The sequence below is a fragment of the Frigoribacterium sp. PhB24 genome, from assembly GCF_003755185.1.
Taxonomy (GTDB): Bacteria; Actinomycetota; Actinomycetes; order Actinomycetales; family Microbacteriaceae; genus Frigoribacterium.
Genome location: NZ_RKIC01000009.1, coordinates 420,203 through 436,869 on the forward strand (window position 1 = coordinate 420,203; position 16,667 = coordinate 436,869).

Annotated in this window: 13 protein-coding genes; 7 read left to right on the forward strand and 6 right to left on the reverse strand. The window is 69.4% G+C overall.

Annotated elements, in window-relative coordinates; translation table 11 throughout:
* Positions 1 to 178: 178 nt before the first annotated feature.
* Positions 179 to 1,195 (reverse strand): cell division protein ZapE, encoded by a 1,017-nt coding sequence (zapE, locus tag EDF50_RS02555; RefSeq protein ID WP_123517874.1) that lies wholly within the window; start codon positions 1,193 to 1,195, stop codon positions 179 to 181.
* A 176-nt stretch (positions 1,196 to 1,371) separates the two neighbouring features.
* On the opposite strand from zapE, the gene EDF50_RS02560 reads away from it, so the two are divergent.
* Genes EDF50_RS02560 through EDF50_RS02570 form a run of 3 tightly spaced genes read left to right on the forward strand, consistent with a single transcriptional unit; the run spans position 1,372 to position 3,463 of the window.
* Positions 1,372 to 2,271, forward strand: coding sequence for a sulfurtransferase (locus EDF50_RS02560; RefSeq protein ID WP_123518401.1), 900 nt, complete (start codon positions 1,372 to 1,374; stop codon positions 2,269 to 2,271).
* Positions 2,268 to 2,711, forward strand: coding sequence for a SufE family protein (locus EDF50_RS02565; protein WP_123517875.1), 444 nt, complete (start codon positions 2,268 to 2,270; stop codon positions 2,709 to 2,711). Before EDF50_RS02560 ends, EDF50_RS02565 begins: the two co-directional genes overlap by 4 nt.
* A complete protein-coding gene (locus EDF50_RS02570; RefSeq protein ID WP_123517877.1) occupies positions 2,708 to 3,463 on the forward strand; it encodes a dihydrofolate reductase family protein in 756 nt (251 codons plus the stop codon). The genes EDF50_RS02565 and EDF50_RS02570 overlap by 4 nt, the downstream gene beginning before the upstream one ends.
* Here EDF50_RS02570 and EDF50_RS02575 read toward each other — a convergent pair.
* Positions 3,421 to 4,638, reverse strand: coding sequence for a S9 family peptidase (locus EDF50_RS02575; RefSeq protein WP_233570272.1), 1,218 nt, complete (start codon positions 4,636 to 4,638; stop codon positions 3,421 to 3,423). The genes EDF50_RS02570 and EDF50_RS02575 overlap by 43 nt on opposite strands.
* Before the next feature lie 119 nt (positions 4,639 to 4,757).
* On the opposite strand from EDF50_RS02575, the gene EDF50_RS02580 reads away from it, so the two are divergent.
* The 4 genes from EDF50_RS02580 (at position 4,758) to EDF50_RS02595 (ending at position 10,092) form a co-directional block, all read left to right on the forward strand.
* The gene (locus EDF50_RS02580; RefSeq protein WP_123518403.1) at positions 4,758 to 5,345 is read left to right on the forward strand and encodes a DUF3000 domain-containing protein; all 588 of its coding nucleotides are present in this window, start codon (positions 4,758 to 4,760) and stop codon (positions 5,343 to 5,345) included.
* 43 nt (positions 5,346 to 5,388) lie between these two features.
* Positions 5,389 to 6,693 carry an HRDC domain-containing protein gene (locus tag EDF50_RS02585; protein WP_123517878.1) on the forward strand — a complete coding sequence of 435 codons (1,305 nt, stop codon included), beginning with the start codon at positions 5,389 to 5,391 and terminating at the stop codon, positions 6,691 to 6,693.
* Between the two features lie 73 nt (positions 6,694 to 6,766).
* Entirely contained in the window at positions 6,767 to 7,972 is a 1,206-nt protein-coding gene (locus EDF50_RS02590) for a thiolase family protein (RefSeq protein ID WP_123517880.1), read from the forward strand.
* Positions 7,969 to 10,092, forward strand: coding sequence for a 3-hydroxyacyl-CoA dehydrogenase NAD-binding domain-containing protein (locus tag EDF50_RS02595; RefSeq protein ID WP_123517882.1), 2,124 nt, complete (start codon positions 7,969 to 7,971; stop codon positions 10,090 to 10,092). Before EDF50_RS02590 ends, EDF50_RS02595 begins: the two co-directional genes overlap by 4 nt.
* A gap of 81 nt (positions 10,093 to 10,173) precedes the next feature.
* On the opposite strand, the gene dxs is transcribed toward EDF50_RS02595, so the two are convergent.
* The 4 genes from dxs to EDF50_RS02615 form a co-directional block, all read right to left on the reverse strand.
* Positions 10,174 to 12,120, reverse strand: a complete 1,947-nt coding sequence (gene dxs, locus EDF50_RS02600; protein WP_123517884.1) for a 1-deoxy-D-xylulose-5-phosphate synthase — start codon at positions 12,118 to 12,120, stop codon at positions 10,174 to 10,176.
* 127 nt (positions 12,121 to 12,247) lie between these two features.
* A complete protein-coding gene (gene acnA, locus EDF50_RS02605; RefSeq protein ID WP_123517886.1) occupies positions 12,248 to 15,064 on the reverse strand; it encodes an aconitate hydratase AcnA in 2,817 nt (938 codons plus the stop codon).
* Positions 15,065 to 15,215: 151 nt separating this feature from the next.
* Positions 15,216 to 15,914 (reverse strand): DUF3159 domain-containing protein, encoded by a 699-nt coding sequence (locus tag EDF50_RS02610; RefSeq protein ID WP_158612609.1) that lies wholly within the window; start codon positions 15,912 to 15,914, stop codon positions 15,216 to 15,218.
* 78 nt (positions 15,915 to 15,992) lie between these two features.
* A complete protein-coding gene (locus EDF50_RS02615; protein WP_199738608.1) occupies positions 15,993 to 16,631 on the reverse strand; it encodes a DUF3710 domain-containing protein in 639 nt (212 codons plus the stop codon).
* Between the last annotated feature and the right edge of the window lie 36 nt (positions 16,632 to 16,667).

The following is a 16,667-nucleotide window of genomic DNA, read 5'->3' on the forward strand; positions in this document are numbered from 1 at the left end:
TCGAGGTCGACCGCGCGGGTTGGCGGGCTGTGGTGACGATCGCTCTCGTCCGGTGCGGCCCCCAGTGTCGCGGGGTGAGGTTTCCGGGCGTGTGCGGGATTGTTTCCCCGATGTAACACGATTCGGGCGCAGGTAAACAACGTGTTACCGGATCACCCCCGGCGAGGCGTGGAGGTGGTCAGAGCGAGGTGAGGGCCACCAGGCGCGAGACGGCGCGCAGGTACTTCTTGCGGTAGCCGCCGGCGAGCATCTCGTCCGAGAAGACCTGGTCGAGGGGCGTACCCGAGGCGACGACCCGGATCTGAGCGTCGTAGAGGCGGTCCACGAACGCCACGAGGCGCAGTGCGTCGACCTGGCTGGTCAGCACGTGGACGTCACGCAGTCCCACGGCGTCGAGATCGTCGACGAGCTTGACGTACTTGCTGGGGTGGACCGTGGCGAGGTGGCGGACGACCCCATCGAAGTCGTCGAGCGACACGGTGCCGCCGAGGGCTCGCGTGGCACCGTCGACGTCGTCGGCGACGTGCGCCCGCGCCTCGACCTCACGTCGGCGGTAGTCGTTGCCGTCGATGCGCAGCGTGAGGAACTTGTCGCTCAGCCCCTGGATCTCGCGGAGGAAGTCGGCCGCGGCGAACCGGCCCTCGCCGAGGGCGTTGGGCGGTGTGTTCGAGGTGGCGGCGATGCGGGTGCCGTCGTCGGCCAGGTCGCCGAGCAGTCGGGTCATCATCATCGTGTCGCCCGGGTCGTCGAGCTCGAACTCGTCGATGCAGACGAGGGTGGCGCCCTTGAGCTGCGATGCCGCACCGGCGTAACCCACCGCGCCGACCAAAGCGGTGTACTCGATGAACGTGCCGAAGTAGCGGCGACCGGGCGTCCTGTTCCAGAGGGCGGCGAGCAGGTGGGTCTTGCCCACACCGAAGCCGCCGTCGAGATAGAGGCCCGGCCGCACGGCCGGGGCGGCCGGCTTCTTGCGGAACAGGCCCCTCCGCGGCGCGTCGGCACCCGCGCCTCCGAATTCGGTCACGGCGGCGACGGCCTCGGCCTGCGAGGCGAAGTCCGGATCGGGCCGGTAGTTCTCGAGCGAGGCCTCGGCGAACTGACGAGGAGGCACGAGTTGCGTCACGATCTCGGCCCCCGTGATGGTCGGGGTGCGGTCGGTCAGGGACACGAGGGTGCTGACGGATTCGGGGGGCATGGGCGCGGCCTCGCGGTGGGGTGGGCGGGGATCTGTGTCAGAGTCGTACGGTTCCCGGGCGACGGTCACGCGGCATGCGTAACCTCGACGGGGCCGACCAGAGGCGATCCTACGCCGCCGGGCACCACCCGTCGCCCGACGTCGGCTCCACCCCGACACCCGCACAAGGAGACACCATGGCCGTCGAGCACGACACGTCCGCCCGCTTCGGCGAGTACGCCCACCCCGAGCGTCTCGTCAGCACCGAGTGGTTGCAGCAGCACCTCGGCACCCCCGGGCTCGTCGTCGTCGAGTCCGACGAGGACGTCCTGCTGTACGAGACCGGCCACATCGCCGGCGCCGTCAAGATCGACTGGCACCTCGACCTCAACGACCCGGTGCAGCGCGACTACGTCGACGGCGAGGGCTTCGCCGCGCTGATGGGTCGCAGCGGGATCTCGCGCGACAGCACCGTCGTCATCTACGGCGACAAGAACAACTGGTGGGCCGCCTACGCGCTCTGGGTGTTCTCGCTCTTCGGGCACGAGGACGTCCGCCTCCTCGACGGAGGTCGTGCCAAGTGGGAGGCCGAGGGGCGCGACTACACGACCGACGCCCCCGCGGTCCCGGCCACCGACTACCCCGTCGTCGAGCGCGACGACAGCGTCATCCGCGCGTACAAGGACGACGTGCTGGCCCACCTCGGAAAGCCGTTGATCGACGTGCGTTCGCCCGAGGAGTTCTCAGGACAGCGCACCACGGCTCCGGCCTACCCCGACGAGGGAGCCCTGCGCGCCGGTCACATCCCGAGCGCGCAGAACGTGCCGTGGGGCAAGGCCGCGGCCGACGACGGCACCTTCCGACCGCTGGCCGAGCTCGACGCGATCTACCGGGACGGCGCCGGTCTGTCCGACGGCGACCAGGTCGTCGCCTACTGCCGCATCGGCGAACGGTCGAGCCACACCTGGTTCGTCCTGACCCACCTCATGGGATTCGAGGACGTTCGCAACTACGACGGGTCGTGGACCGAGTGGGGCAGTGCCGTCCGGGTGCCGATCGTCCAGGGCACCGAACCGGGCGAGGTGCCGGCCCGGTGACCGACGCCGACCTGCCCGAGGCCCTCGTCGAGATCCGCGAGGAGTTCCTCGCCCTCGACGTGCGAAACCGTCTGCAGTTGCTGCTCGAGTTCTCGAACGAACTGCCCGAGCTGCCGGCCCGCTACGCGGACCATCCCGACCTGCTCGAACGGGTGGTCGAGTGCCAGTCCCCCGTGTTCCTCTTCGTCGAGGTGACCGACGGTCGCGTGCACCTGCATGCCACGGCACCGCGCGAGGCGCCGACGACCCGCGGTTTCGCGTCGATCCTCGCCCAGGGTCTCGAGGGCCTCACGGTCGACCAGGTGCTCGACGACGTCCCCGACGACTACCCGCAGACGATCGGTCTCTCCGAGGCCGTGAGCCCGCTGCGCATCCGGGGAATGACCGCCCTGCTCGGTCGGGCGAAGCGTCAGATCCGCGAGCGGACCGCCGGCGCGTGACGCTCCGGGTGCTGCATGCCCTCGAGCGACCGGGCGACGTCGGGCTGGAGCTCGACATCGACGAGGACTCGACGACCGCCCGCATCCGCGAGCTGTACGCCCCACCCCGCGAGACCTGGCTGCGACTCAACCTGATCGCCGCGGTGAGTGGAGACGCCGCGGGTTCCGACGGCACCTCCGAGTCGCTGAGCAACGCCACCGACCGCACGATCCTCGCGGCCATCCGCTCGCTCGCCGACGGCGTCCTCGTCGGTGCGGCCAGCGTGCGGGCCGAGGGCTACCGGGTGCCGAAGTCCTCGCGCCTCGTCGTCGTCACGTCCTCGGGCGACCTCTCGGGCCATCGCATGGACCCCGACGAGGCCGAACGGGTGGTCGTGGTCTGCCCCGCCTCCGCCCGGACACGCGTCCGCGAGACCCTCGGCGAGGCGATCTGGGCGGTCGCCACCGTGTTGACGGCGCCCGACGACGACGGACGGCTGGGACCCGCCGCGATCCTGCGCTGCCTCCGAGAGCAGCGCCTCCGTTCTCTCGTCTGCGAGGGCGGCCCCTCGCTCGCCGGTCAGTTCTTGCGCGACGGTCTCGTGGACGAACTCTGCCTGTCGACCTCGCCGGTCGTCATCGGCAGCGGGCTGCCCGTCTTCGGTCGGGAGCGCTTCGACCCGGCGTCGCTCGTGCTCGGCCAGCTGCTCGTCGACGAGCAGAGCACGCTCTACGCGCGCTGGTCGGTCGAGGGCGGTCCCGCGAGCCGCTGACGGTCGAGCCAGTCGGCGACGGCATCCTCGAACCGCTCGGGGTCGAGGTTCCAGAGTTTGGTGTGCCGTGCGACGTCGAACACCTCGAAGGTGACGAGGTCGGGCCGCGCCTCGGCCAACGCATGCGACGCCGTCGACGGTACGAAACCGTCGTCGTCGCTGTGCAGCAACAGCACCGGCACGTCGAGGTCACCCGCTCGCGAGACGAGGTCGAGCCGGTCGAAGTCGATGCGCTCGGCGATGCCGGCCACGCGGCAGAGCCGGGGTGAACCCAGGAGGCGCAACACCAGGCCCTGGACCACCGTCGGCACCCGCATGGCCGCCCCCTGGTACGCGAGTGTCGTCCGCCAGTCGACGACGGGCGATTCGAGCACGAGGCCCGAGACGGCCCCGCGCAGGGCGGAACGGGTAGCGGCCTGCAACACGAGCGCGCCGCCCATGGACCACCCCATCAACACGACCGACGTCGCCCCGTGGTCCAGGGCGTACCGGATCGCCGACTCGACGTCTCGCCACTCGGAGTCGCCCAGGGCGTAGCGGCCGTCCGAAGAACGGGGTGCCTCGCCGTCGTTGCGGTACGACACCAGCAGCGAGGTGAGGCCCTCGCGGTGGAAGACGGGGGCCGCCCGGATCGTCTCGGCCCGGGTGACACCCCGCCCGTGCACGCCGATCATCCACGGCCCGACGAGCCCGGCGTCGGCGGGGACGAGCCATGCCGGTGCCGGACCGACGTCCGTGGGGACCACGACCTCGTCCGCCACCAGCCCGGCGTCGCCCGGGGTGGGGAACAGCCACCCGCCGATGCGGCCGCGGTGGGCCTTGGTCAGATCGGCGCCTTCGACGGCCTCGACCCGGCGCTCGACGTGCCGACCGTCATCACGGACGACGCCACCGACCCTGGCGTGGCCCGTGCCCCGCCCGAACCAGAAGCTGTAGCGGCCGGGAAGGCGTGTGTCCGGTGTCGAGCTCAGGGTGATCGTCCCCGCGGGGGCGTCGTAGGACTCGATCCGCACGTCGTCACGTCGGCCCCGAGCGGGCGTCACGATCTTGCGGGCGATCGCCACGATTCCAGAGACGATGGCTGCGGTGCACACGAGCACGGTGCCCCCGACCGAGATCGAGACGACCGCGAGCGGACCGACGCCGCCTCGTCGGGTGGATGCGGGGCGGGTCACGGCGCCTCCTCGGGCGGTCAGAGGTGGGGGTGAGGGCGACCTGTGTATCCGCTGAGCCGGGCGCGGCGTGCCGTGGGGGCTGCCCTCGGGATCGACCCTAGTCTTCCAACGTGTCCGAGATCCCCCCGACGCCGCCCCGTCCGCCCGCGTTCGCCGCGGCCGTCGAGTCCGTCCACCGCGCCGCCGCCCGGGACTCCCTCGCCGTGACCGAGATCCCCGCGCCCAGCGGCCTCGCCCCCCATGCCCTGGCCCTCGCAGGGGACGTCGTCGGCTCGTCCGGCCGGCCCGACCCCGATCTCGGCACGGGCCGCTTCGTGCTTCTCTACGACGACGACGAACCCGAGGCCTGGGGTGGTCCGTTCCGGGTCGTCAGCTTCGCGCAGGCCCCGCTCGAGACCGAGATCGCGCTCGATCCGTTCGTGGCCGACGTCGCGTGGTCCTGGCTCGTCGACAGCCTCGACGCCCGCGGAGCCTCGTACGCCCAGGCGTCGGGCACCGCCACGAAGATCCTCTCGACCGGATACGGTGAGCTGGCCAGCCACGGCGACGGGGCCCAGCTCGAACTCCGGGCGTCCTGGAGCCCCACCACCACCGACCTGGCCCCGCACATCGAGGCGTGGAGCGAATTGGTCTGCACGCTCGCCGGCCTGCCCCCGACCGTCGAGGGCGTCACGCTCCTCGCGTCGCGACGGGTCGGACGAGACTGAACCACCGGAACAGAACAGCGCCCCCGGAAAGAACAGCGGAGACATGACCACAGCGAGACCAGACGAGGCAGCACCCGACGGCTCAGGCCCCCGCGACACGGGACCCCGGGTCACCGTGCGACCCGTCGCCGAGACCGCCGATTCGGTGCACGACGAGGTCACGGTGATCGACGACCGCCCGGGCTATCTGGCCGCCGTCGAGGCGATCCGTGCCGGGACCGGGCCGGTCTCGATCGACGCCGAACGTGCCTCCGGTTATCGCTACTCGCAGCGGGCCTACCTCATCCAGGTGTTCCGGCGAGGTTCAGGGGTGTTCCTGCTCGACCCGCCCGCCATCGGTTCCTTCGCCGAACTTCAAGAGGTGATCGGCGACGAGGAGTGGGTTCTCCACGCCGCCAGCCAGGACCTCGCGTGCCTGCGCGAGGTGGGCCTCGACCCGAGCCGCATCTTCGACACCGAACTGGGCGCGCGTCTCGCCGGTCTCCCGAAGGTGGGGCTCGGAGCCGTCGTCGAGCAGCTGCTGGGCGTCCACCTCGCCAAGGAGCACAGCGCTGCCGACTGGTCGACGAGACCCTTGCCGCAGAGCTGGCTGGTCTACGCCGCTCTCGATGTCGAGCTGCTGGTCGACCTGCGCGACGCCATGGAGGCGGTGCTCGCGGACGCGGGCAAGCTCGAGATCGCGCGTCAGGAGTTCGAGGCGACCCTGCGTCGTGAGGCCAAGCCCGCGAAGGTCGACCCGTGGCGGCGGCTGACCGGGCTGCACAGCGTCCGCGGATCACGGTCGCTGGCCGTTGCCCGCGAGCTCTGGCAGGCACGCGACGACTACGCCCGCGAGATCGACACGGCTCCGGGCCGTCTCGTCCCGGATTCCTCGCTCGTCGCCGCCACGAAGGCGATGCCCACCGACAAACGGTCGCTCGCCGGCATCAAGGAATTCGTGGGTCGTGCCAGTCGCAGCGAACTCGACCGGTGGTTCGCGGCGATCGAACGCGGCCGCGAGACGACCGACCTGCCCTCGCATCGCGGGCCCGCGAGCGACACCCTGCCGCCGCCGCGTTCGTGGGCGGACAAGAACCCGATGGCCGATGCGCGGTACAAGGCCGTGCGACCGAAGGTGGCCGAGATCGCCGCCGGGCTCGATCTGCCGGTCGAGAACCTGCTCACCCCCGAGACCCTGCGTCGGTTGGCCTGGGACCCGCCGATCCCTTTCGACACGTCGACCATCGCAGCCGCGATGGTCGACCTCGGCGCCCGGGCCTGGCAGGTCGACGCCGTCGCCGACGCCGTCGCCGTCGCCTTTGTCGACGCTCACCAAGAGCCCGAGGCGCCGGGCGACGGCGCTTCGTAGGATTGCTCGAACGATTCTCGGGCTCCTGGCGGCGTCCCTAAGATCAGGAACAGATCCTGACACTGGAGGCACTGTGGCCGAGAGCAACGATGTCGTGTTCGTCGACGGGGTACGCACCCCGTTCGGGCGGGCCGGCGACAAAGGCATGTACTGGCAGACCCGCGCCGACGACCTGGTCGTCAAGGCGATGAAGGGATTGCTCGAACGCAATCCGTCCCTGCCGCCAGAGCGCATCGACGACGTCGCCGTCGCGGCGACGACGCAGCAGGGCGACCAGGGGCTCACCCTGGGACGCACGACAGCGCTGCTCGCCGGCCTGCCCCGGTCCGTGCCCGGCTACGCCATCGACCGCATGTGCGCCGGTGCCATGACCAGCGTCACGACCGTCGCCGGCGGCATCGCCTTCGGCGCCTACGACGTCGCCCTCGCCGGTGGGGTCGAGCACATGGGACGCCACCCGATGGGGTTCAACGCCGACCCGAACCCCCGGTTCGTCGCCGAGAAGCTCGTCAGCGGCGAAGCCCTCAACATGGGCAACACCGCCGAGCGCATCCACGACCGGTTCCCGCAGTTGACCAAAGAGCGCTCCGATCGTTACGCCATGCGGTCGCAGCAGAAGCTCGCGGCCGCCTACGAAGCCGGCCAGATCCAGCCCGACCTGATCCCCGTCGCGATCAAGACCGCCGAGGGGTGGGGGCTCGCCACCCGTGACGAGGCACCCCGACCCGAGACGACCTTGGAGGGGCTGGCCGGTCTTCGCACGCCCTTCCGGCCGCACGGCCGCGTCACCGCAGGCAACTCGTCCGGCCTCAACGACGGGGCGACGGTCAGCCTGATGGCGTCCGGGGCGGCCGCGAAAGAACTCGGCCTCGCTCCCAAGATGCGCCTTATCAGCTTCGCCTACGCGGGAGTCGAGCCCGAGATCATGGGCATCGGGCCCGTGCCGTCCACCGAGAAGGCCCTCCGCAAGGCCGGTCTCTCGATCGACGACATCGGCCTCTTCGAGTTGAACGAGGCGTTCGCCGTGCAGGTGTTGTCGCTGCTCGACCATTTCGGCATCGACGACGACGATCCTCGTGTGAACCCGTGGGGAGGCGCCATCGCCGTGGGTCATCCACTCGCGTCCTCGGGAGTCCGGCTGATGATCCAACTGGCCCGCCAGTTCGAGCAGCACCCCGAGGTGCGGTACGGGTTGACGGCCATGTGCATCGGTCTCGGCCAGGGCGGCAGCGTCATCTGGGAGAATCCCCACTATTCGCGAAAGGCGGCTCGCGCATGAGCACGGCGACCGAACAACTGACCGAGCTCTCGGCCGACGAGATCGTCACGCACTCCTACGTCCGCGACGTGCCGCTGCCCTCCGGCGGCGTGCTCGCCCTGATCACGCTGGACAACGGGCGCGACCACACCCGGCCGAGCACGTTGGGGCCGGCGACGCTCCACGAGTTCGGAGCGACCCTCGATGCCGTCCGTGCCCGCGCCTCCTCGGGTGAGATCGCGGCCATCGCCGTCACCGGAAAGCCGTACTTCCTCGCGGCCGGAGCCGACCTCAGCAAGGTCAGCGCGATCCCCAGCCGCGACGTCGCCCGTGAACTGGCGCGACTCGGCCACGCCGTGCTCGGCAAACTGCACGACGCCGGCGTGCCGACCTTCGTCTTCGTCAACGGGCTCGCGCTCGGCGGCGGCGTGGAGATCGGTCTGCACGCCGACTACCGGACGATCGACTCGTCGGCCGCGGCGATCGCCTTGCCCGAGGTCTTCCTCGGCATCATCCCCGGCTGGGGTGGTGCGTGGTTGCTCCCGAACCTGATCGGCATCGAGAACGCGCTCAAGGTCGTCATCGAGAACCCGTTGAAGAACAACCGCACCCTCAAGCCGGCTCAGGCGCTCGAACTCGGGATCGTCGACGTCATGTTCGGCCCCGCTTCCTTCCTCGAGGACAGCATCCGTTGGGCAGACGGCGTGCTGACCGGTCGAGTCGCCGTCAAGCGACCCAACGTCCCGGGGAAGCTCGAGCGGGCGGTCAAGTGGGACGTCGCGATCTCGATGGCGCGCAAGTCGCTCGAGTCGAAGATCGGGACCGTCGCGAAATCGCCCTACGCTGCCCTCGATCTGCTCAAGGCCGCGAAGAACAGCGACCGCGCGACGGGGTTCGCGGCAGAGGACGAAGCTCTGGCGGACCTCGTGGCGGGCGACCAGTTCCACGCGAGCATGTACGCCTTCGACCTCGTCCAGAAGCGGGCGAAGAAGCCGGCCGGTGCGCCCTCGCCCGACCTCGCCCGCAAGGTCGGAAAGGTCGGCATCGTCGGAGCCGGCCTCATGGCGAGCCAATTCGCGCTGCTCTTCGTACGCCGTCTGCGCGTTCCGGTCGTCATCACCGACCTCGACCAGGCCCGGGTCGACACGGCCGTCGGCCGCATCAGAGGCGAGATCGACGATCTCGCGGGCAAGGGCCGGATCTCGCATGACGAGTCGAACCGGCTCAAGGCGCTCATCACCGGCACGACCGACCTCGCGGACTTCGCGGACGCCGACTGGGTCATCGAGGCCGTCTTCGAGGAGCTGGCCGTCAAGCAAGACGTGTTCGCGAACGTCGAGGCCGTCGTCTCGGACACCACGGTGTTGGCGACGAACACCTCGTCGCTCAGCGTCGAGCAGATCGGGGCCCGACTCGCGCATCCTGAACGGCTGGTCGGATTCCACTTCTTCAATCCCGTGGCCGTGATGCCTCTCGTCGAGGTCGTCAGGACGCCGGCGACGGACGACGCGACCCTGAGCACGGCCATGGTGACGGCGAAGGCCCTTCGGAAGAACGCCGTCATCACGGCCGATACCCCCGGTTTCGTCGTCAACCGCCTCTTGGCCAAGTTGCTGGGCGAGGCCATGCACGCTGTCGAGACGGGGACTCCCTTCGAGGTAGTCGATCGTGCGACCGCCCCGTTCGGTCTGCCCATGACGCCGTTCGAACTGCTCGAACTCGTGGGGCTGACCGTCGGTGCGCACGTTCTCGACACCCACCATGCCGCCTTTCCGGAGCGGTTCCACGCCAGCGAGGGCCTGCACCGTCTGGCCGAGCACGGCACCATATTCGAGCGCGATTCCAAAGGCCGTCGCAAGGGTTTCGACAAAAAGGCGGTGGCCCTCGCCGCCGGACCGGGTACGGCCCTCACCGACGACGAGCTGCGCATCCGCATCGAGGACGGTCTGGCCGACGAGGTCGGGCGCATGCTCGACGACGACGTCGTGGCCGCTGCCGAGGACATCGATCTCTGCTTGATCCTCGGGGCCGGCTACCCGTTCCAGATGGGCGGGGTCACTCCGTACCTCGACCGGGTCGGTGCCTCGCGACGCGTCCGGGGACGCGATTTCCACGAGCCGGCCATCCGCGGCGTCGAGTAGTCCACGCCACCTCGAAGGCCCCGTCTCAGGTCGAGACGGGGCCTTCGAGGTCAGCACCCGACTGTGCCTCCGCGGCCGGCGTCACTCGCGGCGCGCATCCTCGTGCCTCGACGCGGTGGTGATGTCGTCCAGAGGCCTCGCCACGGGGATGCGGCTTCCCAGCACCTGGCCGACCACGTCGCGGGCAATGTGCTGCGGGGTGAGGCCGGCCTCTTCGAGGATCTGGGCCCGGGACCCGTGCTCGAGGAACTCGTCGGGAAGGCCGAGTTCGGTCACCGCCGTGTCGACGCCCGCGCCCCGGAGGTCCTGCCGGACACGGGTGCCGATCCCGCCCACCCGGACGCCGTCCTCGATCGTGATGACGAGGCGGTGCGCCGCGGCCAGCTCGATGATGCTGCCGGGCACCGGAACGACCCACCGCGGGTCGACGACCGTCGCGCCGATGCCTTGAGCCTCGAGACGCTCGGCGACCTCGAGCCCGATCCCGGCCATGGGGCCGACACAGACGATGAGGACGTCGTCGCGCTCGGCGCGACGCAGCACCTCGACGCCGTCCTCGAGGCGTTCGACGGCCTCGTGCTCGATGCCGACGGCACCTTTCGAGAAACGGATGACGGTCGGGGCGTCGTCGACGGCGACGGCCTCCCGCAGTTCTTCTCGGAGGCGCGTCGCGTCACGCGGTGCGGCAAGACGGATGTGCGGCACGATCTGCAGCAGCGCGAGATCCCACATTCCGTGGTGGCTCGGACCGTCCGGGCCGGTGACACCGGCGCGATCGAGGACGAAGGTGACGCCTGCGCGGTGCAGGGCCACGTCCATCAGCACCTGGTCGAAGGCACGGTTCACGAAGGTCGCGTACAGAGCGACGACCGGATGCAGACCGCCGAACGCCAGACCGGCAGCGCTCGTCACGGCGTGTTGCTCGGCGATGCCGACGTCGAAGACCCGCTTCGGGAACCGTTCGGCGAGCTTGTGCAGTCCCACGGGTCGCAGCATCGCCGCCGTGATGCCGACGACCTTCTCGTCGTGCTCGGCGATGTCGACGATCTCGTCTGCGAACACGGACGTCCATGACGGCGAGGTGGCCGCCTCGAGGGGCTCCCCCGTCTCGGGGTCGATCTGTCCGACGGCGTGGAACTGGTCGGCGACGTCGGCGCGAGCCGGATCGAAGCCTCGGCCCTTCTCGGTGATCGCGTGCACGATGACGGGGGCGCCGTAGTTCTTCGCCTGGAGGAGGGCTTCTTCCATGGCGACCTGATCGTGCCCGTCGACCGGCCCGATGTACTTGATGTCCAGGTTCGAGTAGAGCGCCTCGTTGTTGGTGAATCGGCTCAGGAAACCGTGCAGTCCACCTCGGACACCGCGGTAGACGGCGCGACCAGGATGTCCGAGTCGGTCGAACATCGCCCGGCTGCCGACGTGGAGCTCGCGGTAGGCCTGGCGGGTACGGACCGTGTTGAGGAAGCGGGCCATTCCCCCGATGGTCGGGGCGTACGACCGGCCGTTGTCGTTGACGACGATGGTGAGGCGACGGTCGTTGTCGTCACTGATGTTGTTCAGGGCCTCCCAGGTCATGCCGCCGGTGAGCGCACCGTCCCCCACGACGGCGACCACGTGACGGTCGTCTCGGCCGGTGAGTTGGAAGGCTCGCGAGATCCCGTCTGCCCACGAGAGCGAACTCGAGGCATGGGAGCTCTCGACGATGTCGTGCTCGGACTCGGACCGCTGCGGGTAGCCGGCGAGGCCGCCTCTCAGGCGCAGACCCGAGAAGTCCTGGCGACCGGTGAGCAACTTGTGCACGTACGACTGGTGACCCGTGTCGAAGACGAAGGCGTCGTGTGGGGAGTGGAAGACCCGGTGCATCGCCAGGGTCAGCTCGACGACGCCCAGGTTCGGGCCGAGGTGGCCCCCGGTCTTGGACACCTCCGTCACGAGGAACCGACGGATGTCCGCGGCCAGTTCGACCATCTGTTCATTCGTCAGGCGGTCGAGGTCACGAGGCCCCGTGATGGTCTGCAACAGGCTCATGCTGGCCTTCCCTCTCGGCCCTGTCGGGCATCCCGCCAGTCTAAGCACGAGCCCGGCGAGAACGCCGTGCGACCCCCGGACGACGCGGGTCGTCGTCCGGGGGTCCGGTCGGTGCGGGGTCGGTCGATCAGACCAGGCTGCGCAGGACGTACTGCAGGATGCCGCCGTTGCGGTAGTAGTCCGCCTCGCCGGGCGTGTCGATGCGAACGACGGCATCGAATTCGACCGGCTGCTTGCCCTCGGGCGAGTGAGCGGTCGGGCGGGCGGTCACGTGGACCGTCTTGGGTGTCGTGCCCTCGTTCAGCTGCTCGATCCCGGCGATGTCGATCTGCTCGGTGCCGTCGAGTCCGAGCGATTCCCAGCTCTCACCCGCCGGGAACTGCAGCGGAACCACGCCCATCCCGATCAGGTTCGACCGGTGGATGCGCTCGAAGCTCTCGGTGATGACCGCCTTGACCCCGAGCAGGCTCGTGCCCTTCGCGGCCCAGTCCCGGGACGAACCGGAGCCGTACTCCTTGCCGCCGAGGATCACGAGCGGCGTTCCTTGCTCTTGGTACCGAGCGCTGGCGTCGTAGATGAACGACTCGGGCCCCTCGGCCTGCGTGAAGTCTCGCGTGTAACCACCCTCGACGCCGTCCAACAGCTGGTTCTTGAGCCGGATGTTCGCGAACGTGCCGCGGATCATGACCTCGTGGTTGCCTCGGCGGGACCCGTACGAGTTGAAGTCCTTGCGGTCGACGCCGTGCTCGTCGAGGTAGTGGCCGGCCGGGCTGTCGACCTTGATCGACCCGGCAGGGCTGATGTGGTCGGTCGTGACGGAGTCGCCCAGCTTGGCGAGCACACGAGCGCCCCGAATGTCGGCGACCGGGGTCGTCTCGATCGTCATGCCCTCGAAATACGGGGGTTTGCGGACGTACGTCGACTCTGCGTCCCACTCGAAAGTGGCACCGGTGGGTGTGGGCAGCGAACGCCAGCGCTCGTCTCCGTCGAACACACCCGCGTACTCGTGGGTGAACATGCCGGTGTCGATGGACGAGTCGATCGTCTGCTGCACCTCGGCCGCGTCGGGCCAGATGTCCCGGAGGTAGATGTCGGTGCCGTCGTCAGACGTACCGAGTGCGTCGTTCTCGAAGTCGAAGTTCATCGAACCGGCGAGGGCGTACGCGATGACCAGGGGTGGGCTGGCCAGGTAGTTCATCTTGACGTCGGGGTTGATCCGGCCCTCGAAGTTACGGTTGCCCGACAGCACGGCCGTGACGGCGAGGTCGTTGTCCTGTACGGCCGCCGAGATCTCGTCGAGCAGCGGCCCGGAGTTGCCGATGCACGTCGTGCAGCCATAGCCGACGGTGTAGAAGCCGAGGTCCTCGAGGTAGGTGGTCAAACCGGCCTTCTCGTAGTAGTCGGTGACGACCTTCGATCCGGGCGCGAGGGTGGTCTTGACCCACGGTTTGGCCTTCAGGCCCTTCTTGCTGGCGTTGCGAGCCAGGAGACCCGCAGCCAGCATGACCGAGGGGTTGGACGTGTTCGTGCACGACGTGATGGCCGCGATGGCGACGGCTCCGTGGTCCAGCGTGAACGTCGAGCCGTCACCGAGCTCGACGGCCGTGGGCTTGGACACCTTGGCCGGGGCGTGCGACGTGTGCGAGATCGAGTGTGGCTGGGCGTCGTCGTCGTCCTCGGCGGTGAAGCCGATCGGGTCGGAGGCAGGAAACGTACCCTCGACGGCCGCGTCGACGTGGGAGTGGTCCGTGCTGGCGTAGTTCTCGAGGTCGACCTCGAACTGCGACTTGGCCTCGGTGAGCTCGATGCGATCTTGCGGACGTTTGGGACCCGCGATCGAGGGCACCACCGTCGCGAGGTCGAGTTCGAGGTACTCGCTGAAGACGGGCTCGACCGAGGGGTCGTGCCACAGTCCTTGCAGCTTGCTGTATTGCTCGACGAGAGCGATCTGCTCGTCCGAGCGTCCGGTGAGGCGCAGGTAGTCGAGCGTGACGTCGTCGATCGGGAAGATCGCCGCCGTCGAACCGAACTCGGGACTCATGTTGCCGATGGTGGCGCGGTTGGCCAGGGGAACCTCGGCGACGCCTTCGCCGTAGAACTCGACGAACTTGCCCACGACGCCATGGCGACGCAGCTGCTGCGTGATGGTGAGCACGACGTCGGTGGCCGTGACCCCCGTCGGGATGGACCCCGAGAGCTTGAACCCCACGACCTTCGGGATCAACATCGACACGGGCTGGCCGAGCATGGCGGCCTCGGCCTCGATGCCCCCCACGCCCCAGCCGAGCACGCCCAGGCCGTTGACCATCGTCGTGTGCGAGTCGGTGCCGACGAGGGTGTCGGGATAGGCCTGGAGCACTCCACCGACCTCACGGCTGTAGGTCACACGCGCGAGGTACTCGATGTTGACCTGGTGGACGATGCCCGTGCCCGGCGGGACGACCTTGAAGTCGTCGAAGGCCGTCTGGCCCCAGCGGAGGAACTGGTACCGCTCGCCGTTGCGCTCGTACTCGATCTCGACGTTGCGTTCGAGGGCGTTGGCGGTGCCGAAGAGATCCGCGATGACCGAGTGGTCGATGACGAGCTCGGCAGGCGCCAGCGGGTTGATCTTGGTGGGGTCGCCACCCAGTTCGGCGACGGCCTCGCGCATGGTGGCGAGATCGACGATGCAGGGCACCCCCGTGAAGTCCTGCATGACCACGCGCGCCGGCGTGAACTGGATCTCGGTGTCGGGCTCGGCGGTGGGCTGCCACGAGCCGAGTGCCCGGATTTGGTCACCCGTGACGTTCGCACCGTCCTCGGTTCGGAGGAGGTTCTCGAGCAGGACCTTGAGGCTGAACGGAAGCTTCGAAGAACCGTCGACCGCGTCGATGCGGTAGACCTCGTAGTCGGTGGACCCGACCGTGAGGGTGTTCTTCGAGCCGAAACTGTTGATTGCAGACACGTGCCGTCTCCCTTGCTGACTACGCCCTCATCTTGGCCGGTGCGCGCGACGCCCACCAGCGAGGTCAGCCTAAGTCCGCGGGGTGTCCCCGGGGCCGATCCCAGCGATTTATCTCGATGTCGAGATAAAACATAGCACCAGGAGGCGCGGGTCAGGCCGAAGGGACCCGCGCGTCGTCCGCCTCGTCGCGTCCCCGGTAGACCGTCCGGACGAGCAGCCACGTGATCCACAGCAGACCGGCATAGAGGGGCAGACCCATCACGAGCTTGAGCGTGCCGAGGAGCGCGACGTCTCCCGCCATCCAGAGGGGCACCTGGACGACGAGACGGGCGGCGAAGAGGCCGGCCCACAACCACGTGGCCAGGACGAGCACCCGCCGCTTCGCCCGATCGGCCCGCCACCCCGTGCCGTCGTTGGTCAGGAGGCCGACGACGATACCGATCAGGGGCCAGCGCACGGCGATGCTCACGACCATGGCCGACAGAGACGCCGCGTTGATCAGCAGGCCGGGCACGAAGTTGTTCTCGGCTCGGCCGGAGAGCAAGGCGATGCCCGCGGACAACGCGATGCCGAAGACGCCCGCGAGAGCCTGGGCGACCGGGCCGCGCTGGACGGCCCGGGCCACCACGAAGGCGACGGCCAGCACCAATGGGATGAGGACCGACGGGACGACGTCGCGGGTGATGGTGTAGACGACGACGAAGCCGAGCCCCGGGACGATCGACTCCACGAGACCGCGCACTCCGCCGATCGCGGTCAGGAGCGCTGCCGCCGTGGGCACCTCGCCGGGCGCGACCTGGCCGATGCCTGCGCGCCGGGCGGCCGCTTGCAACTGGGCCGCCAGTGACACCCGGGGATCGTCGAGCGGGGACGGATCAGCCGGATCGGGCCGCTGGTCGGGCGGCTGGTCGGGCGCGGACACGTCGATTCAGACGACCGAGGGCGTGGTGCCCGGGGCGTCGGTCGGGCCGGTCTTCGGCATGGCGAGCGGGATGAGCTCGCGCGGAGGCATGGGGGTCGTCCCACGCACCACGACGATGCTACGGAACAGGTCTTCGATCTTCTCGGCGGCCTCGCCCTCGAGCGCGGCGTCCCCCGCGATGACACCGCGGAGGAACCACCGGGGGCCGTCGACGCCGATGAAACGCGCACGCCTGGTCGTTCCGGGGTCGCCGCCCATGACGGGGATCTCGGCGCGGACCTCCGGCCCGAACGGCCCCTCGACCTCGGCCGTCGTGCCGCCCTGCTTCTCGATCTGCTCACTGATCTGGCCCCGGATCTCGTTCCAGAGACCTGTCGTGCGCGGCGCCGCGAACGGTTGCACCTGCAGCGTCGACTTGGCGAAGTCGAGACCGACGGCGACGACGCGCTTGCTCCCCTCCTCGACCTCGAGACGGAGGTGGAGCCCCTCGCGCGGCAGGATCTTGACACCGCCGAGATCGACGTAGGGCCGGACGGGGTTGGCCTCGGTCTCGTCCAGGGGGCCGACGTCGGCGCGATCCTCGGGTGCCGACTTCGAGTCGTCGAACACCTCGACCTCGGCGTCGTCGAGGGACTCGATGTCGATCTCGACATCTGCGACGTCGGCCGATTCGACGTCGAT